This is a genomic window from Bradyrhizobium sp. 1200_D9_N1_1, assembly GCF_052075915.1.
In the GTDB taxonomy this organism is placed as follows: Bacteria; Pseudomonadota; Alphaproteobacteria; order Rhizobiales; family Xanthobacteraceae; genus Bradyrhizobium; species Bradyrhizobium diazoefficiens.
The window spans coordinates 1,510,255-1,529,448 of record NZ_CP197226.1; the positions used below are offsets into that span (position 1 = coordinate 1,510,255).

Sequence of the window (19,194 nt, forward strand, 5' to 3'; positions counted from 1 at the left end):
AAAACATTCGGCCTGGTCGACAGGAACCATAGACAAGGTGTGGTCCGGGGATTGGCTGCGTGTCTAAGTCGGGACGTAATGCCTCATACCCAAAATGATCCCGGCTCCTCTGAGGACTCATTTAGCCATAACAGAGCTTGTCGCGGCTCTAGAAACAAGACGCGTTCTTCCCTGGCCGATGCTAAATCACCGCTAGAAAGATAGAGGACGAAGCCTCTGCGATTGTCATGCAGTAACGCTTCTCTGGCGTGGCTCTCTGAGAGGGATTGAGTATCGATGAACGGAATAATTCGAGAGGAAATAAGCTGCACTTAAAGATCTTCCTATTGTGAACAAACACGTTGTTTCTCTGCGTTCGCTTTGCCCTTTGTCCGCGCGGTGACGAAATGAATTCCGACCTGAGATCCATCGACCCAAATCAGTTCGCATCGCCGAAATGCCAGACCTGTGGTGGATAGAACGAGGAAAAATTCTTGTGCCTTTAGAGGATCGGTTGAGCCTTCAACCTCAAGTTTGGCACCGCTTTCAGACGCGTCGAGAAGATGACACCTTCGCTGCCATGTCCCATCGGCTCCCATGATCCTAACGATATGTTTGTGGTCAAACCGAACGCGATTTGTCTTTCGATTATTTCCAATCATCTGAAATTCCAATGCTTCAATCAACTTTTCAGAATAGATGCGTCCCTGCGCGCGGCTCCAAGGCGCATATCGATCATCGCAGAATGAGCAAGTAGCGCCTTTCTGACCTCTTCATCCAAATTGGTCTGCCCGACGATCAGCCGGATGCAAGTATTCGCGAGTTCAAGAAGAAAAATGGCCTGGCGGGCGTCATCTGCTGTCTTAATTTTTAGAGCTTCAACCTGCGACAACAGAGCGGCGACGTTCGCTAAAACGTCGGGCAGTCTCTGGTCTGAGGGACTTGTCCCAGATTTCAATTTGCGAGGCCGCTGAAATCTAAGGACCGAAGACATTGTCGTAAATCTCTTTTGCGGTCGGCAATTACTGCCGCAATGACGTTGCTTTGTCGAAAGCGATCAAAAAAACGATGAAAAAAATATAGCTTCACGCGAGACAACGGTCGAACAGACCAACTCCGACTAGAGTTGCCGTGATAATCACGGCTGCCCGATACGCAGTAGAAATCCGTGTTTTAGTTTCACGCCTAAGTGGTTAACGAAAGTTTATCAGGTTGCGCGCGGTCGGTATTGAAGTATCCAAGTTGCAGAAAATAAGTGATCGAATTTCGGCAAGCATCGATTTACCGGATCATCCGGCACTACGCAGGCGCGGGGCATAGCAGTTGACCACGCGGTAGGGCGCGAGGATGGCGCTTGGTCGGGGGTGATGCTGACGCACTCGACCTACATCAATCCCTTATCGGTAACGCGCAAGCGGCGGACGTAATAGCCTTGGCTCTGAACGGCCAGCCTGATCTCGGCGCTGACTTTGAAAACTCTTTTTCTGCTCTTGCGCCACTTATGTGCAGAGTAAAGCACGGGTACGGCAGAGCCTGTACTTAGAACGAGCAAGTCGCGCTTGTCATTGCGATAGACATCAAACACCTTTTGTCCCCCGCTAATCTTATTGAATGAAATATGTTTTGGTCGTCTCAATCGACGAGCTTAGTATCTCAAATGACTGTGCGGGTTGTAAATGTGCAACTGTTAGCCGCGAATCATTGCCGGATCGAAGCGCTGGGCCTGATGAAGTGGCAAAGTCTACGGTGCTATCCCACCTTGAGCGCGCTGGATCAGCCCTATGGCGATCCCGGTGCGAAGCGCGAAGGTGCCGAATTGGCGCTGCGCATGCAGCGTTGCGGTGTTTCGCGGTGGCATCCCGATCCCGTTGCCGCCTGCGAAGCCACCGAGGCAGGCCGCGAAGTGAAGTGAGGGCTCTTACGTCACACCCCTTATCGTGACGCGAATGACCTTAACGAACAGATCGAAGCTCGGAATAAGAAGCAGGCCGTATCCGCAGAATGCTAAAAGCAAGAAGCACGTAAGTGCCAACCGATGCTTGACGTCATTCCGGAAAAAAGTCTCTATGAGGATCGACCGGAGCAGGCCTTCAAACTTACTCTTTGCTAGATTCCAGTTCCCGACATCGGGATTGTTCCGTCCTGTCGCAGCATCGACGAAGCTGTCAAATTCCGCGTCATCATATTTCCCATGCAACGTGCGGTGACCTTCGTGTCTGATAACCCCGTTTAGATCGATGTAATTGTCCACGGTGAAATGAACCAGCGCTCGCTCCACGTAATCAAACTGATCGGTGCCGACCCGGAAAATATAAGGTCGCCGCAATCGGTAAAGGATGTTTGCTGAACCCAAAATAATTAGGCCAAAGTATATCAGCTTCAGTCGCCCGGACGCCGTGAGGCTAAGCACCGACAGTTGATGTTCGCTTGCAAGATCATTGAACGATATGTGCTGGGAAACACCGTCGTTGAATAAAACTAGATAGCCAACGACGGGTACGGCCATCGCGCATTTCGCGATCCACCCATCCAAGAACCGAACCCAACGAGACCACCCAAGGTTATAGTGAAAGGTGGACCACTCCGTTCTCCAGTAGTCTATCCCGATCATGGATCGAGGCCCGACGCAGGAAGATCGCGACCGCGATCATAAACCGCTTTCCAAAGCGGCTCGGGATGCAGCGCGGAATCGCCCTTTGCGTCGGCAAGTATCTTAGCCACGGCGAAAGCAAAATCGCTGCCGTAGGGGGGGCTCTCGACGAATAGCTCTATAACCCGTCAGGGACTCTGACGTCGGAGCTGCCATGGCCAACCCGAGCCGCCTGCTTATGTTTGCCGCGAGTTGGTTTGCTTTGGCTGGAAGCATGCCGCCTTCGTCGCGCAGTATCTGAGAGATCATTCGTTCAGCCTTGTCAGCGTCAATTCGAATTTCCGCCATTGGGGGCTCGTTTTCCATTTGTGCGAATCAGAGTGGTCACGCTGGCACAATGCGGGGTGGCAACCGTAGCCCCCGGACCGCACGCTGCATAGCCTGGATGCCGGCCCAATAGATATTGATCGCGTCGATCTCCTCGACCTCGACGAACGCCACACACCAACTCTCCGCCTTTTCCTTGATCTCCTTCGCGAGTTCTTCGCGTGCCGCGGCATCGAGCTTTTTCGAGTCGTCGATCCCGACTATCCGCGTGCCAGGTTTCAGGATCACGGCGCCAGCGGAGACCGGCCCGGCGAGAGGGCTCATTCCGGCCTCGTCCACACCTGCCACGGCAGCATGGCCACTTTCCCAGAGGGAGGTCTCGAAGCGGAGCATCTTGCGGAGCCGCTGCCCTTCGGACCTATTCTCGAAGCGGCGTTTATCGATTGAAGCCAAGATCGCCCGCGCTCCCGCGCGGGTGTCTGCCCGCAAGATCTGCTCGACACTTGGCTTCAAGCGGTCTTTTCTCCACGACATAGCGCTGACGCAACACATCGAGTGAATACTGGGACATCGCGGCCTTCGTGGAGACTGACTGTCGGGGTCGTGTCAGTGAACTTTGTGGCGATTGTCTGAAATAGCTGTCCTGTCTCTTCTGTATGCAATGGCCTTTCGGAAGGAACCGGCCGGCTCCCATTTGAGGTCCGATTCTGCGCTGCCCCCCACATCGCGTCCGCCGACCTCAGAGGGAACCAACTGGTGTCTTCATCCCTTTAGAAAGAGCGGAACCTCGATCCCCCTGCGCAACGACATCTCACCGTGCCGATTTCGGTACCTTCAGGACCAGACATGCTCGTATGGGCTGGTATCGGCTGGGAGCAACGAGGGCTCAGTGCGGCCACGCTGAGCCAAGGATGATCGAGCAGAAGTTCTGACGGACGTAGTTCATGTCCTTCAGCGCGAGGACGTCGGCCTTCACGTTTCCGAACGTCGTCAGCGGCTTCTTGATAATTCCATTGGCGAAGTGATCGATGATGTTCTCCTTGAAATTTGCCTCACGCGGATGATGGACGCAGACATGGTCGCGCTGTTCATGCGTGAAGTCGTGATAGGCGATGCCGAGCACGTCCATCTCCACACCGGCGGTCACCAGCGCGATGGTCGGGCGCATGTGCTCGGGGATTCCGGGCGTGGTGTGGAGCGCGATGGCAGTCCAGACGTCCTCGATGTCACGCTCGGGCACGCCGTAGCTTTTCATGAATTTGCGGGCGGCATTGGCGCCGTCGACCTCGAAGCGCAGATCGGGGCTCGAATATTTCTCGGTGAGGCCCAGGTCGTGGAACATGGCGCCGAGGTAAAGCAGCTCCGGGTCGTATTTCAGCCCGCGGCGCTCGCCGGTGAGCGCGCCCCACAGGAAGACACGCCGACTATGGTTGTAGAGCAGGTCGTCTTCGGTATCGCGCACGAGCTGCGTGGCTGCGCGCGCGATGGCGCTGTCAGGCACGCGAATGCCGGCGATGATTTCGGACATGGAGTAATCTCCTCGGTTGGATAACGGGCTGGTTGCTTGTCGGGATTAGGCAACAGAGCTCTGCTCCGGACAACAAGCGGGATGCTACGGATCAGGACAGCCGTACGTCGTTTCCTGACAAAGGGCCGCTCGGAGCTTCAGGGCAGTAGGAGCCCGCAGTTTCGTCCTCGGATAGCTCGCGAACTATTGCGGTTCTGCTCGTCGGAAGCTGGCGCGATATTGGACAGGGGTCACGCCGAGACGGGTGCTGAAGACAATCCTCATCCGATCCGCAGATCCGAAGCCGCAATCGAAGGCAATGGCCTTCAGCGGTCGGTCGCTTGCTTCCAGCATCATGCGCGCGGCATCAATACGGGCGCGCTCGATGAACTCGTGCGGTGTGGTCCCGGTCACCTGCCCGAAATGCCGGGCCAGATTCCGGGGGCTCATGCCGACCACAGCGGCAAGCGACTCCAACGTGTGGCGATCCCCAATATTGGCCATGACATGGTCCTGGATGCGTGCGATTGGCGATTCCGGATCCGCAGGTGCCGTGAGGTAGGGACTGAACTGCGATTGTCCGCCCTGGCGCTGGGCAACTACAACCAGCCGCTTGGCGACCTTGAGCGCCGTTTCCGCGCCGTGCCGCTGCCCGACGAGCGCCAAGCCCAAATCTATCCCCGCAGTCACACCAGCCGCGGTGATCAACCGTCCATCGCGGACATAGATCAGATCCGGTTCGACTTTGGCCTTCGGAAACCTGGCCGCCAGCGCCTGTGCATCCTGCCAATGGGTGGTGACACGCCGATCGTCGAGGAGGCCGGCATAACCGAGCACAAAAGCCCCAGTGCAGATCGATCCATAGACGCTGGAGCGCCACGGTAGCTCCTTGACCCACTGAAGCAGGCACGGTTCGGGCTCCGCTTCCGGTGGCGTCGGAGTGCCGGCCACCAGAACGATGTCGAAGCCGCCCGCCGCCTCATCGAAAGTCAGGTCGGCGACCATGCGTATGCCGTTCGACGCGCGCAGCGGATTGCGGTGAGCAGCAACCAATACCGTTTCGTAGCGATACGCGCTGCCGAGAAACGTGTTCGCCTCGCTGAACACATCCATCGGCCCCGCCACGTCCAGGGCCTGGACCCCCTCACAGACGACGATCGCGACAGCCTGTACCGGCACCTGTTACAGCCTCTCCACTCGGAGCCTTATTATGCAGGTAGTCCGGCCCCCGCAAAAGGCCTGGGGCGATCCGAGAGGCAACAGAACGAACATCCGTGCATCCGGGATAAACCAGGGGCTATGGACCTCTATTGGTCGATTTTGCTCTCCCACCGGCCAATCAAGAGGCCCATGGAGGTCCAAAAAGATCGTCACGGCAACAGGCGAATTTGTCGCGCCATTATTGTGATCCCGGCGCCTTGTCCGGCGTCGTCAATGGCTCGTCCTTGGAATCCACAACGAAGACCGCCAGTAAGCTGGCGGACTCCTTGTCACTCGCGTTCTCACTGACCCTGTGATGCGAACCGGGCATTTCGTAAAAGCTTTCGCCTGCGTGATAGATCTTCGCGGGTTCGTCGCCGACTTGACTACGGATGGCCCCCGACAGCACGTAGGCGTAGATAAAAGCTGACGCTGCGTGGTGATGAGCGAGCGATTTGGCTCCGGGAGGATAAGTCACCGTCACAGCAACCAGCCTCTTTCCTTCGACATTCGGCAGTGTGTGCGCGAAGGCGACTTTCACCTGCTCCCGGTCCTGCGCGATCGCCGGGGAGGCTCCCAGGGCGATCGCTGCTGCTATCAGCGGGACGGCGGCCGTTCGCAGTGCTCTTCTCGCTGCTTTTGCCGACATACCTCGAGGGTCTGATACAGCACCAATCCGATAGGCAAATCCACTGATCGACATCATCGCACATCCTCTTCTAACGAGTTCACGCAACTGCTTGAAACCAGGACTCAGAGCCGAACCGATGGTCATGGTGAAGCTTCCGATGAGAAGCCATTGCCTCCGCCATCACCTTCGGCCTGATGTGCTGCTGCCGCTGAGCAGCACCGACAACAGAGAGCCCGGCGATCATGAACCCCTTCGCCAAGGGTTAACCAGATTGGGGAGGCCAGCGAGTCGGCGCTGGTAACTTGCGCGCGATCGGGCTTGAGCTCCTGGAGCACCGGATAGGTCCTAGTCATGATTGTGAGTCTTGTGCTGGGAATCCGGGAAGGGAGAAGCAGTGATCAGGTCGCAGGCGTTGGGACTCTTGAACCCCGGGATGAAACGCTCGCAAACGGCGGCGTTGACGGTGCCGTACGTGGTCGCTGGCTTGTGCGCAAAACCGGCGAAATACTCCTGAATGAAGCCTTCTCTGAAATTCGTGCGCGGGTACTTGGCGACGATTTCCTCGCGCAGCTCCGCAGGAAATTGCTCGAACCCCACTCCAATGACATCGAGAAGAACACCGGAATTGAGGAGCGCTACTTCAGGACCCATATACTTCGGGATGCCGGGAGTGGTGTGCAGCGCGATTGCTTCCCAGACGGTCTGCATCTGATCTTCAGCGATGTTATGGGTGCTAAGAAACTGCCGTGCGGCATTTGCGCCATCGACCTCGAAGCGCTCGTCTGGGCTCGAGAACTTCTTGATCAGGCCGAGATCGTGAAATGCGGCGGCGACGTACAGAAGCTCACGGTCGAAGCGCAGATTCCTCTGACGACCCTGCTCAGTCGCGAACAGGTAGACGCGGATCGAGTGATTGAACAGCAGATCGGTGGAATGTTCGCGCAGGATGTCTGTCGCCTCTTTCGCGAGCAAGGAATCGGGAATGACGAGAGCCTGGGCGAGATTTCGGGCTGTCATTGTTGCGTCCTTTCTAGGATTACTGTGGGGCTTGGCTGCGCATTGCGCGGGAGCGCAACTGCGACGTTATCCTGATCAACTCGCTCCGACGTCGAGCACGATCTTTCCTTTCGGCTGAGGCCGCACGCGTTCCAGCATCAAATGAGCCTCGCGCGCATCCGCGAGCGGTAAGACTGTCCCCACGTTTGTTCGTAGTTTTCCACCATCGATGAAGCGAGCGACCTTGGTCAGAAATTCGCTCCTGACGTTGACCAGAAAGAAGGCGGCTTCAACACCGTAGCGCTTTGCAAGGTCCTGACCCGGGCGAGACACTGCCGAAATCAGCTTGCCGCCGCGACGAAGGACCTGGAATGAGCGTTCTTGAGTTTCGCCGCCGACCAGATCAATAACAGCGTCCGCGTCCTGTACTTCTTTCTCAAAGCGCTGGGTCCGGCAATCAATCACGGTGTTTGCGCCGAGGTCGCGCACGGCGGAAATATCCTCCGTCGATACGGATGCGATGGTTTGCACACCTGCCTGACGAGCCAGTTGAACCGCATAGGATCCTACGTTACCGGCCGCTCCCTGAATGACCACCGTTTGACCTGCTTTGAGTTGGGCGTGATCAAACAATGCCTGCCATGCGGTGACGGCAACGACAGGAACGGAGGCGGCTTCGACGTGGGTTAGCGAGGTTGGCTTAGTCGAAACCATCCCTGCGGAAGCGACAGCGTATTCGGCGTAGGCCCCGACAAACTGCGGGTTCGTAACACCGTACACCTGATCTCCCACAGCTAACTCGGCAACGTCATGGCCCATGGCGACGATTTCACCAGAAAGATCTGAACCCAAAGTGAGAGGAAGCGGTTGCGGCAAAGCGCTCTTGCCAGCCCTGATCCAGCCATCCCATGGTCCGACTCCAGCGGCTTTGACTTTGACCAGGACCTCGCCAGCGCCTGGCTCGGGCCGTGGAACGCGCTCGAACTTCATGATCTCTGGTGGCCCGAACTCGCGAACGCGCCAGGCCATCATTGTTGAAAGAGTTCGCTCTTCAGTAGCGTCACGAATCATGCTGCTCGGAATCATCTGAAACTCCTGGTGCTTAGCTGGCTTGTCCGCATGTGGCCACGGGGCGCTGCTTTGAACAACAAACCCGATCCTACGGATCAGGACAGCCGCACGTCGTTTCCTGACAAGATCGGCGCGAACGGGCGCTCTTATCGGGTGCTATCGAGGGCCCTGACAAAGCGACTTGCAGAACCCAACCTTTAGAAGGTCAGGATCTCAAGGCCATGTCAGACTTTCTGTGCCGCGGAGATCTGCTGCAACTTCCGTTGTGAGCAATCTCTGGCCGCGTCGACATAGGGATCAGGCCGAAGCGAGAGTCGTGGGCACGCTCCCACGCTGGCATGTGGTCAGATCGGCAAGTCGTGCTGCGACTCTGCGTCGGCGACCGTCTGCAGCGAGGCAAGCGAGATTCCGGGCAGCCTAGATGCCGACCAGCCCATTTGGCGCGGCAGCTCGAGGTCGACTTTCTGGGCAAATAGGTCGTGCAGGGTTTGGAAAGCGCTGCAACCGGTCTCCGGGCTGATTTAACAGGATCGCAGACCCGGGGTTTGCACCACTGTAGCTGAGCTGATTGGAGGTGGCTCGACGCCAGAATTCATTAGTTTGAATGTACGTGCGTAAGGCTCCAGCGTTCATTCCTCGCCACTGGCACGATCCGAATGATTCCCGAGCAAGTGCGAAGAAGTTGAAGCCAGAGCCATCGAGCAGCACCTCTCGTAACAGCACCACCGTCATCTCCGCTCGCACGCCGACATCACCTTGACGGACTCATCGGTTGAACGAGTGAGGGTCGTTCGCGCCTGAGACGAAGACTGTGGCCGTCATTGGGTCCACCAGCTTGCCGTATTCTTTTGTCCCCAAATGGGGATTGCTGGATCGCTCTTCTTTCATCCAAGGTTGCTTGATCGGAGCCCACATCGATCGGTGATGGGCATCAAGCCAAACCCAAAATCTGCGACGTCCATGACGGGCCGCAATCCGACCCGCGTCGCGCATTTCCATGCAAAGGGAGCGGAGACCATGGCACTCATCAACGGAACAGCAGGCGACGATGTATTGCCCGGCACGGCTGCGGACGATCAGATCAATGGCCTGCAAGGTAACGACACCATCACGGGTCTCGACGGCAACGATACCGTAAGCGGCGGTCCGGGCAACGATAACATCGATGGGGGTGCCGGCAACGATACCCTGGATGGAAATGCCGGTATCGATACGATCGCCGGTGGCGATGGCGATGACACGATCAATGGCGGCGCGGGCGACGATACGCTGAACGGAAATGCCGGCGTGGACACCATCCATGGAAACGCGGGCATCGATACAATCGATGGTGGAACCGGCGACGATCACCTCTTTGGTGACGCCGGCGACGACAGCATCCATGGCGGGGACGGCAACGATGACGTCCATGGCGGCGCAGGCGCGGACACCCTGTGGGGCGACGCCGGCGACGATACGTTGAGCGGCGACGCCGGCAATGACGTATTGAACGGCGGCGACGGTAACGACGTACTTAACGGCGGCCTCGGGGATGACACTCTGAATGGCGACGCCGGTAACGACACGCTGAACGGCGGACTTGGCAATGATCTGCTGAATGGCGGTATGGGCGACGACATCCTGAACGGTGGTGCCGGCGCCGATACGCTGAACGGTGGCGACGGTATCGACACCATGCATGGCGATGCCGGCGATGATCTCATGGATGGCGGCGGCGGCAACGATGTGATGTTCGGCGATGCCGGAGACGACCTCATGGCCGGCGGTGCGGGCAACGACACCATGAGCGGCGGTAACGGCGATGACGAACTCAGCGGCGGAGCCGGCAACGACACGCTGAACGGCGACGCCGGAGACGACACGCTGGCCGGCGGCGACGGCGCCGATGTCCTGAACGGTGGAGACGGGGCCGACTCCCTATCGGGAGGGGCCGGCAACGACACCCTGAATGGCGATGCCGGCGATGACGAGTTGAGCGGCGGCAACGGCGCCGATGTCCTCAGCGGCGGGCTCGGCGACGATGTGCTGACGGGCGGCGGAGGTACCGATACGCACAATTTCGGTGACGGTACGGCGACCAATTTCGGCAATGATGAGGTCACCGACCTCAGTGCCGCTGATGGCGATGTCGTTCATGTCGATGCTCCGGCAGGCTTTGACCCGGCCACGGTCGTCGTGGACGACGACGGCACCAACACGGTGCTGGATTTCGGCTTCGGCACAATCCAGCTCGACGGCGTCTCGGGCGGCGCGACACCGTTCGAGTCGATCGATGATATCAACAATGCCGCCGGTTATACGGCGATCGAAGTTGTCTAGCGCCGACTAGTAGCGTGGCGGCTGTTAGGCCGCCCCGCCCTCATCTCAGTCAGTGATAGTGCTGGCAAGTTATGTATTCGCGTAACCGTGGTGCGATCCCAGCATCTGGTCAGAGATTGCTGGTGGCCTTAATTCCGGGACGATTCGCATTGGTGTGGATCGTGTGTTTCAGTGTGTCCGTAAACCTGCTGCTGCTGGTCGTACCTTTCTATTCCATCGAAGTGTTCGACCGCGTGCTCAGCAGCGGAAGCGTCGAGACGCTTGTCGGCCTGACCGTCATCGCCGTCGGCGCTCTCGCCTTCAGCGCCGCCTTCGACACGTTTCGTAACCGTCTGTTGAGCCGGTTCGCGGTCGGGTTCGAGCACTGCCTCGCTCCGATCATCCTTGAAGGTAGCATCACCGGCGCGGCGCCGGGCGACTGCCGGCAGCACGATCTCGTCAAGCTTCGCGAGTTGAGAAGTTTCCTGTCGAGCGGAACGGTCACATCGCTGATAGATGCTCCATTCCTCCCGGTGTTTATTCTCATCCTGTTCTTCCTGCACCCCTGGTATGGCGTCATAGCCCTGATCGGGGTTGGGGTCCTGCTGGCGATGGGTGTTGCAAGCCACTGGATCGCGCGCGGGGAAATTGCGCAGGCTTCGCAGGCCGCGTTGAAGACGCAGGCGTTGCTCGATGGAATCGTCCGGCACTCCAGCGTGGTGCGGGCGATGGGCTGGACCCGGGGCGCCATCCGCGCGTTCATGAGCCTCAATGACGAAGCCCTGTCTCCGGTGGTGCGGGCCAGCGAACGCATCTACACGATTAGCGCCGCCGCGCGAACGGTCAGGACCATCCTGCAGATTGCCGCGATCGGCTGTGGTGCCTGGCTCGTGCTCCAGAACGAGGTGCTGTCCGGCAGTCTGATCGCGAGCTCGATCCTGATAGCGCGCACATTGCAGCCCATGGAAGGGTTAGTCTCGGCCTGGCGCGCGCTGGCATCTGCGCAGGACGCCTGGACGCAAGTCTGCAACGCCGCGATGCCGGTGCTTGCGCGTCCGCGGAAGACGTTGCTTCCGCCGCCATCCGGCATCCTCCAGGTCGAACGGGTGACATTCCGGATTGGCGGGACGCAGCGTCCCATTCTCGCGGGCATATCCTTTCAATGCCGTCCGTCCGAACTTATCGTCGTGATCGGACCGACCGGTGCTGGAAAATCCACATTGCTGCGCTTGATGGCAGGCCTCGAGCGGCCGACCAGCGGTACGATCCGGTTGGACCACGCAGCACTCCATACCTGGGATCCCGACCAGCTTGGGCAATTCGTCGGCTATCTCCCCCAGGACGTGCAGCTCCTGGATGGAACGGTGGCCGAAGCCATTGCCGGGTTTGATGAATGCGCACGGGACGAGGCCATCGTCGCGGCGGCCATGCTCGCGCAGGCGCATGAGATGATCCTGTCTCTTCCGGCCGGCTACCAGACCGAGATCGGCCGCGACGGCTGCAGGCTATCCGGGGGCCAGCGTCAGCGCCTTGGTCTTGCACGCGCTTTCTTCGGCGATCGCAAATTGATCCTGCTGGATGAGCCCAATGCTAATCTCGACCCGGACGGCGAAGAAGCGTTGTGCTCCGCCATTCAATCGGCCAAAGCGCGCGGCGCAGCGTCGGTGATCGTCACCCACCGGCCGCGGCTGTTGACCATCGCCGATGCCGTGCTGCTGTTGCGGGACGGCAACCAGATCGCCTTCGGACCGCCATATGAGGTTCTTCGTACCCAGCGGCCGGCACCGGTACCGGGTTCGCCAGGGCCCCCTCGCAATGTCGAACCTCAGAGGCTGCCAGGCAGGAGGGTCATTCCATGACGCAGACCGGTCATGCCTCCGCGATGTCCGCGCCTGTTGCCGGCCGGTCGAAGACGTGGCCGACGGAGCAACCGCGATCCGACATGCGACGGATCATCGCCTGGGGTTGTGTATTGCTCGTCCTGCAATTTTGCGGCTTCGGATTGTGGGCAACCACGGTTCCGCTCCGCGGCGCCGTCGTGGCACCGGGATTCATCAAGGTCCATTCAAAGCGCAAGGCGGTGCAACATCTGGAAGGCGGAATCATCAAATCGATCTATGTCCGGGAGAACGATCACGTCGAAGCCGGTCAACTCATTGCACGGCTCGACACCGCGCAGATCGAAGCGACCCTTGGTTCCCTCGAAACGAAGTTCTTTGCCGACCTGGCGATGGAGGCCCGGCTGGCGGCGGAGCAAGACGCCGCCAAGTCAATCCGGTTTCCGGACGAATTGCGGGAAAGTGCGACCCGTCTCTCCGCACGTATCGCCATTCAAACCCAGGAGGCTGAATTTGCCGCGCGACTGGCCGCGATTGAAAACGAGCGCAAGGTGATCGATCAGCAGATGCTCCAAAACGCGGACGCCATCCGCGGCCTGGAGAGCAACACTCAAGGACTTGAACAGCAACTCAAACTTTTGCGAGAAGAGATAGCCGACACGAGCTATCTCCTCGCAAAGGGCCTCGCCCGGAAACCACGTGTGTTGGCGTTGCAACGCGCGGAAGCCGAGGCTGCCGGACAGGTCGATCGCAATGCCGCATCAATTTCGGAGATGCAGGGCAAGATCTCGGAGTTGCAGGACAGACGCCGGCAACTAGGGTTCAACCAAAATCAGGATATCGCCAAGCAGCGGCATGCGACGAGCGAGGAAATCGGTGACCTCAGACATCGAATTGCCGCGTTGCGTGCCCAGCTTGTCCGGTCCGAATTGCGTGCCCCGGAAAGTGGAAGGATCGTCGGCCTCAACAGCAGGGACCTCAATGCCGTGCTTGGACCTCGGGAAACCCTTTTGGAAATCGTTCCGACGCAAGATCGGCTTGTCATCGAGGCGACATTGAAGCCTGCCGATCGGGAAGAGGTCTATGTCGGACAGATGACGCGTGTGCGGGTTCACGCGCTGAACGTTCGTCGCCGGCCGATGCTCGAGGGAAGGGTCGTCGGCGTTGCGGCAGACGCGCTGACCGACACCCGTTCCGGCGAGAGCTCCTATTTGGCCGAGGTTGAGCTGGACCCCAACGCGCCGACAGCCTCCTACATCTCCACATTGATGCCTGGAATGCCTGTCGAGATATTTGTCGAGACGGGGGAACGAACCTTTGCGGAATATCTTTTGCAGCCGATGACGCTACGGATCAACCGTGCGTTCAGGGAGAATTAGGCGCTGGTGAGGGGTGGGCCGGCCTGCGAGGGAGGCGACCGTGCATGAATGCAGTAAGGCACTACCGTCCGCACAGGATGATTTTCGTTCCGGTTGCGTCGAGCGCGCCTCGAAGCAAGGCAATGACGGATGTGGTCTATCAGGGCCGTGTCCGGAGCCGCGCCCGCCACAGATCGCAATGGAATATTTCGCGAAGGCCATGGCGGAATTGCTCGGTTGCCGGAGCTGCTACGTAGCCATGATATCCTCCTCCGGGCTTGAAGAAGTCAGAATCGGAGACGCCCCAACCGACCCGTCATGCACGACGGTGGTTGAGCGAATTGCGCGCACGGGCACCCCTGAGGACGTCGCCTCGCTCGAGCCGATCAATTCCCGGACCTCGTTCGTCCGCAAGTTGATCGGTGCGGAACCCCCGGTAAAGAGTCATTCAGTCATTGGCAGGTTTGCTTCCGATGAGCGAGCCACGGTCGTATTCGTGGCCGGATGGCGACCGGCCGCGCTTGCGGCAGCCGAGATTCCCGGTTTGGCGCATACCGTGCGCCCGTTATGGAAGGCCGCTCATTCACTTGCCCGGCAAACGCCGGAGCATGTCGATGCGCAACTCTGGCTCGAAGAGCTGACCTTTCCCGCCATCGTCGCGGACCAGAGTCTGCACATTTACGCAGTCAATCGTGGTGGACGAGTACTGCTTGCCAAGCGCCAGCTGCTAAGGATGGACGGAGGCAGGCTCGCGGGCTCATGCGGTTCCGTGACCGAGAGCTTGCGGGAGGCAGTCGGGAAGGTGCTGATCGAGAGCGGGACTCATGGATGGTTCAATACCACGGTACCGCTCTCGATGGATCGTCAGCAGTTCGCCTTCGCCAAGATCGGCGCTGTTCCAACGCATGACAAGCTGGGACAGGCCCTCATTGTCGTGCCGCAATTCGACGACGTGCAGGGCGCGCACTGCATTGCATCTGCCTTCGGATTGAACTGGGCCGAGGAAAGAATCGTCACCCGGATTCTTCAATTCCATTGCCCTCGCGATATTGGAGCCGAGCTTCGGCTGACCGAGGCAACGGTGCGAACCTACACCAAGAGGATCATGCTCAAATTAGGGATCAATCGACAGTCGGAATTCTTTCTTCTGTATCATCTCACCCAGTCGCCTTTTGGCGCTGGCAGGCGGGAGAACTCGGTGAGCCGGCCGGCCTTCGACTGTCAATTGGACGAAGAGGGTCCGATGAGATTGCGGAGGGCTGGCAAGCGTTCGCCTGACTGAGTACGGGGGTCTCCGCGATGTCGAGTCGCATGAGCTGCGCAGGTTTGCTCCACCGGGCGTTTGCCGCCCTCGTATTGGTTGGGGCCGGCTTCCATGCCGATGCCCAGAGCATTCAATTGGCGCTTCCTATTGCCTGCGAGCCTGGCCGTACCTGCTACATCCAGAATTACACGGATCTCGATCCGTCTCGGTCGGCGCGAGATTACAAGTGCGGCACGCTGACTTATGACGAACACAACGGCACCGACTTTCGCTTGCCCTCACTGGCAGTGCAAAAGGCCGGCGTGGAAGTGCGCGCAGCGGCAGGCGGCAGCATTCTTCGTATCCGCAATGACGCTCCAGACGGGACTTTTACAAAATTGGGGCGCGAAGCGGTGCGCGAGGCCGAATGCGGCAATGGCGTCGTCATCGAACACCCGGAGCAGTGGGAAACCCAGTACTGCCACCTGGCCGCCGGAAGTGTGTTGGTCAAACTTGGAGACAAGGTCGAACTTGGACAGCCGATCGGCCGTGTAGGTCTCTCCGGCCTCACGGAGTATCCTCACCTGCATTTCACCGTGAGGCACAATGGCGTGGTCGTCGATCCCTTTGCGTATGGCGTTCGTCCCGAGTCTTGCCAAGGCGGTCAATCCCTCTGGCTTACTGCCTTGCGCTCGAAACTCGAGTATCAGGAACGAGCCATCCTCAATGCGGGCTTTACGACGGGTCCGGTCACGATGGAGCTCATCGAGGACGGCAGTGCCGAGAGGCAAATGCCGTCTGCCAGTTCGATGGCGATCGTCGCATTCGTGCGGGCTATCGGGCTCAAGGCAGGCGATGCGCAATGGCTGGTCATCAAGGATCCTCTCGAGAACGTCATTGCGGAAACTCGGTCTGCGCCACTTCAGGCCAACAAGGCGCAATTCATGCTCTTTGCGGGGAAGAAGCGACCTCCTGGGGGGTGGGAACGCGGGTCCTACAAGGCCACTTATGTTGTCGAGCGCGATGGCCAGGTCGTGCTCAGGAAAGACCTGGAGCTCATGCTCTAGCGCTGCGCCTGTGCTCGGGGGGCCTGACTCCACGGGCCTTTTAAGGTCTGATCGGTTGCCGGAACTGGCCCGCTCCCGCTATAGGGCGCGGAGAGGGTGATTTGTTTCAGATGAGATCGCACTGGCGGCCTCCGACGACAGGGGAGACTCGAAACCAACGAAAGTGGTCGCCGATTTGCTTATGATCCGCACCGACGAGAACGGAGCATGCGAACTTGTTAACGTTGAGCTGAAGTCTCAGCGAACCACCGAGACCCACCGTCAAACTCGGGGTTTCTGGCAATTCATGGGGCCAAGCCAAGTGATTCTCTGGCGGGAATTCGTTGACGTTGTGCTGGAAGGCGCCAATCGAACCTGGAAGACCGACAGCGAGAGCAGAGGGATAGTAATTTGGCCTAACGCCGTTAAGCCCTCAAAGTCTACCGCTGAACTCATTGCTCGATACAGGTCGAAAGAGAATATCGAGACGATCTGCTACTCAGGTCCGAATTATAGCCTTGCTCTGGGGTCGTGAGCTTGGCGCGGATCAGCTATTGCGTTAACCAAACAAACAGGTAGCCTTAATCTGGGCAAAATGTCGTCTAGGCTCGATCCCTCGGTGTGGGCATCGCTGTGATCAAGGTCGTCGTACTTGGATTGATTTGTGTTGGGGGCGTCGGAGCTATTGCTGCCGCCACCTCCAAGTCTCCTCCGGTGCCGATGACATCAATCACCTATCCTGCTGTAGCCGGCAATAAGGCTGATCGGCTTTCGCTGGTCAGCATGCAGGACATCCAGCCGAGGGTGGAGCAGGTTGCCCTTGCTTACACAACACCTTCCGAGCCGCCGGTACCACCTCAACCTAAGCCAAGGGAAGTGGCCAAGACGAAGGCTCCAGAATTCATTGCTCGCCACTGGCACGATCCAAATGACACCCGAGCCAGTGCGAAGAAGTTGAAGCCTGAGCCATCGCGAAGCACCTCCCGAAGCGACTCCTCCGCCAAGGTAGCTGCGTCACAAGACTGTCGATGGCATCGGCTCTCTGATGCGAAGACTTAACTTACAACCGGCCTGCGACCATTGAGGCTCATTGGTCTGCGCCGCCGATAGTTCTAAGAGGTCGTCTATCGTTGATGGCCTAATCCGATTTTGCAGTACCGAATTGGCCGAGTGGCCCTTTGTTTTTGCGCCGTTCATTTTGATCACTGGTGCTTACGCTGGTCTCTCCAACCTCTATCCGGTGCACGTGTGATGAACAGCATCCAACCAGCCTTCAGCGAAGGCTCTGCGAGCGAAACTGCGCGGAGAATCGACTCTGTCGCGTGGGCCGCGTTCTTCATTTGGGTAGGGATCGCCATGCTAATGGGGGTGCCGTGGGACTGGTTTCTTGTGGGCGTCGGCGTCCTCACTCTTAGCGGCGCAGTTTTTCCACTGGAGCATGGACAATAAGGTTGACCTGTTCTGGATTGCCTGCGGCGTAGCTTTTCTCGCAGGAGGCGTGTGGATGCTTCTGCAGTTTCCCTGCCGTTGGCACCGATATTGATCATCCTGCTCGGAATAGTGTTGCTCAGCAAAGCCCATCGCTGAGCCAGAGCGACGATAGATGATGGCATTTCTGCGAAGTGGCGCGCTACATCGAAGATGTCCGACGACGGCTTGCGCTTCGTACCACCGCAACGAGGCAGCCGCATAACCGCCTATACCGGCGACTTCTTGAGGAGGAGAAGAATGAGGACAAGCGGGCCCTCATCCGAACGCTCCTAGCCGAAGAAGAAGCCAGAGACGTGCCCGCAACTCCGCGTGGGACACTCACGACAATCCAAAAGCAACAATAGCCTTCGCGGCTAGATGGGAGTCACCTTTCCCTCTCCGCACAGAACCTCGCCGCGCGGCCCCTCCGGGCGGAGTTTGCTTCTGAGAGGTTGCTTACGTCGGCCGAGACGTACACCGACGCTTTTGACCCCATGCGGAATACCGAGATTGAGCCAGCCGTGCTGTCGGGGACGGCCCCGGCGCGCAGTTACAACTCGAATTTCGGCTCGGCAGAGATGCTGAGCGGCGGCGCGAAACGCCGCCCCATCTTGATTACATGCGTTCGCACTCTACCTCGCTCGCTGTGCTCGCGCGAAAACTTCGGAGGGAAGCTCTCCGAACATTTGCCGGAAATCACCGGCGAAATGGCCCAGATTGCCGAAACCGCATTTGAAAGCGATTTGGGAAACGGAAGTTTTCGGATTCCCTTCCAGGAGCATCTGCCTTGCACGTCGCAAGCGCACGGTTTTTGCAAATCTCATCGGCGAGTACCCGCGGTATTTCTTGAAAGCCGCGTAGAGGCTACGGATGCTGGTGTTCGTCTGTGATGCCAGCTCCTCAATGGTAATAGCGCGAGCCCAATTTGCTTCGACGTATTCTTCAGCCAAGCGGACTACGAGCGGCGCCGGTTCCGTGGCGGAACTCTCCAACAGTTCGGTGAAGTTGTGCCGGTGAGCCGAGAGAAACGAGACGATTAGCGCTTGCTCAAGCTCTTGGAGCATCGACTTGGGCAACTGCGCTGCCATTGAATTTAGCTGATTGGCTAGGAACATGATCAGCTCACGCAACAGCTGAGCAGTCGGCGGCTTCGGAGGCGCCGTCGGGTCGAACACCAGCGATCCCCGAGGTTTTGCGCCGAGCAGTGTTGTTAAAGCGTTCTCCAGCGCCCCGGTTTTTATGCGAAGGATCAGCTGCTCGAACCCAGGTTCAAACACAATGGTTGTTGGCTGTCCCGGCGGCGTAATGCCGGGCTGCTGCTCATTCACGGGGATCGTCGCGGTGCTGCCTAAAATGACCCCTGCTTTCCCCTTGAGGCCGATTTGTAATCTTGCGAAATCGCCTTCAGGAAACTCGACGACTGTCTTCGCACCATATCCACAAAAGCCAAGCCCGATCTTGGACAATAGTAGGTAATTTGCCACTCCTTCGAAGTCGGCTGGTTTAGCGACCGCAAATCCAGTTGCCCCATACACCGTAAACAGCGCATTCCTCATCGTCTCCGGATCGCGGGTGCGAACGACCGGAGATCGACTGAGCGGGTATTCAAGAAGATCCATGATCCAAATCGACCGGGACCT

Annotated in this window: 17 protein-coding genes; 6 read left to right on the forward strand and 11 right to left on the reverse strand. The window is 58.5% G+C overall.

The window, feature by feature from the left end:
* Positions 1 to 323: 323 nt before the first annotated feature.
* The 3 genes from AB5K84_RS07215 to AB5K84_RS07225 form a co-directional block, all read right to left on the reverse strand.
* Positions 324 to 641: a PilZ domain-containing protein gene (locus AB5K84_RS07215; protein WP_011090412.1), complete on the reverse strand. Its 318-nt coding sequence runs from the start codon at positions 639 to 641 to the stop codon at positions 324 to 326.
* A gap of 20 nt (positions 642 to 661) precedes the next feature.
* Positions 662 to 871, reverse strand: coding sequence for a hypothetical protein (locus AB5K84_RS07220; RefSeq protein WP_162185855.1), 210 nt, complete (start codon positions 869 to 871; stop codon positions 662 to 664).
* A 492-nt stretch (positions 872 to 1,363) separates the two neighbouring features.
* Positions 1,364 to 1,564 (reverse strand): hypothetical protein, encoded by a 201-nt coding sequence (locus AB5K84_RS07225; protein WP_011090410.1) that lies wholly within the window; start codon positions 1,562 to 1,564, stop codon positions 1,364 to 1,366.
* A 72-nt stretch (positions 1,565 to 1,636) separates the two neighbouring features.
* Here AB5K84_RS07225 and AB5K84_RS07230 point away from each other — a divergent pair, with 72 nt between their 5' ends.
* Positions 1,637 to 1,891 (forward strand): hypothetical protein, encoded by a 255-nt coding sequence (locus AB5K84_RS07230; RefSeq protein WP_162603791.1) that lies wholly within the window; start codon positions 1,637 to 1,639, stop codon positions 1,889 to 1,891.
* A gap of 6 nt (positions 1,892 to 1,897) precedes the next feature.
* Here the strand turns inward: AB5K84_RS07230 and AB5K84_RS07235 are convergent, their stop codons facing one another.
* From AB5K84_RS07235 to AB5K84_RS07265, 7 genes are all read right to left on the reverse strand, one after another.
* Entirely contained in the window at positions 1,898 to 2,485 is a 588-nt protein-coding gene (locus tag AB5K84_RS07235) for a hypothetical protein (RefSeq protein WP_162494162.1), read from the reverse strand.
* Positions 2,486 to 2,953: 468 nt separating this feature from the next.
* The gene (locus AB5K84_RS07240) at positions 2,954 to 3,409 is read right to left on the reverse strand and encodes a ribonuclease HII (RefSeq protein WP_370140771.1); all 456 of its coding nucleotides are present in this window, start codon (positions 3,407 to 3,409) and stop codon (positions 2,954 to 2,956) included.
* Between the two features lie 373 nt (positions 3,410 to 3,782).
* Positions 3,783 to 4,424: an HD domain-containing protein gene (locus AB5K84_RS07245; RefSeq protein ID WP_011090406.1), complete on the reverse strand. Its 642-nt coding sequence runs from the start codon at positions 4,422 to 4,424 to the stop codon at positions 3,783 to 3,785.
* A 183-nt stretch (positions 4,425 to 4,607) separates the two neighbouring features.
* Positions 4,608 to 5,582 carry a GlxA family transcriptional regulator gene (locus AB5K84_RS07250; protein WP_011090405.1) on the reverse strand — a complete coding sequence of 325 codons (975 nt, stop codon included), beginning with the start codon at positions 5,580 to 5,582 and terminating at the stop codon, positions 4,608 to 4,610.
* 220 nt (positions 5,583 to 5,802) lie between these two features.
* Positions 5,803 to 6,225: a cupin domain-containing protein gene (locus AB5K84_RS07255; RefSeq protein ID WP_038967833.1), complete on the reverse strand. Its 423-nt coding sequence runs from the start codon at positions 6,223 to 6,225 to the stop codon at positions 5,803 to 5,805.
* A gap of 354 nt (positions 6,226 to 6,579) precedes the next feature.
* Positions 6,580 to 7,251, reverse strand: a complete 672-nt coding sequence (locus tag AB5K84_RS07260; RefSeq protein ID WP_011090403.1) for an HD domain-containing protein — start codon at positions 7,249 to 7,251, stop codon at positions 6,580 to 6,582.
* 75 nt (positions 7,252 to 7,326) lie between these two features.
* Positions 7,327 to 8,316: an NADP-dependent oxidoreductase gene (locus AB5K84_RS07265; protein ID WP_011090402.1), complete on the reverse strand. Its 990-nt coding sequence runs from the start codon at positions 8,314 to 8,316 to the stop codon at positions 7,327 to 7,329.
* A gap of 909 nt (positions 8,317 to 9,225) precedes the next feature.
* On the opposite strand from AB5K84_RS07265, the gene AB5K84_RS07270 reads away from it, so the two are divergent.
* From AB5K84_RS07270 to AB5K84_RS07290, 5 genes are all read left to right on the forward strand, one after another.
* Entirely contained in the window at positions 9,226 to 10,620 is a 1,395-nt protein-coding gene (locus tag AB5K84_RS07270) for a calcium-binding protein (protein ID WP_236842144.1), read from the forward strand.
* Between the two features lie 152 nt (positions 10,621 to 10,772).
* Positions 10,773 to 12,458, forward strand: coding sequence for a type I secretion system permease/ATPase (locus AB5K84_RS07275; protein ID WP_038967835.1), 1,686 nt, complete (start codon positions 10,773 to 10,775; stop codon positions 12,456 to 12,458).
* The gene (locus AB5K84_RS07280; protein WP_011090398.1) at positions 12,455 to 13,816 is read left to right on the forward strand and encodes an HlyD family type I secretion periplasmic adaptor subunit; all 1,362 of its coding nucleotides are present in this window, start codon (positions 12,455 to 12,457) and stop codon (positions 13,814 to 13,816) included. Before AB5K84_RS07275 ends, AB5K84_RS07280 begins: the two co-directional genes overlap by 4 nt.
* 178 nt (positions 13,817 to 13,994) lie before the next feature.
* Entirely contained in the window at positions 13,995 to 15,077 is a 1,083-nt protein-coding gene (locus AB5K84_RS07285) for a helix-turn-helix transcriptional regulator (protein ID WP_162185852.1), read from the forward strand.
* A gap of 17 nt (positions 15,078 to 15,094) precedes the next feature.
* Positions 15,095 to 16,105 (forward strand): M23 family metallopeptidase, encoded by a 1,011-nt coding sequence (locus AB5K84_RS07290; protein WP_231166528.1) that lies wholly within the window; start codon positions 15,095 to 15,097, stop codon positions 16,103 to 16,105.
* Positions 16,106 to 18,186: 2,081 nt separating this feature from the next.
* Here AB5K84_RS07290 and AB5K84_RS07295 read toward each other — a convergent pair.
* A complete protein-coding gene (locus AB5K84_RS07295; protein ID WP_038968070.1) occupies positions 18,187 to 19,173 on the reverse strand; it encodes an AraC family transcriptional regulator in 987 nt (328 codons plus the stop codon).
* Positions 19,174 to 19,194: the final 21 nt, after the last annotated feature.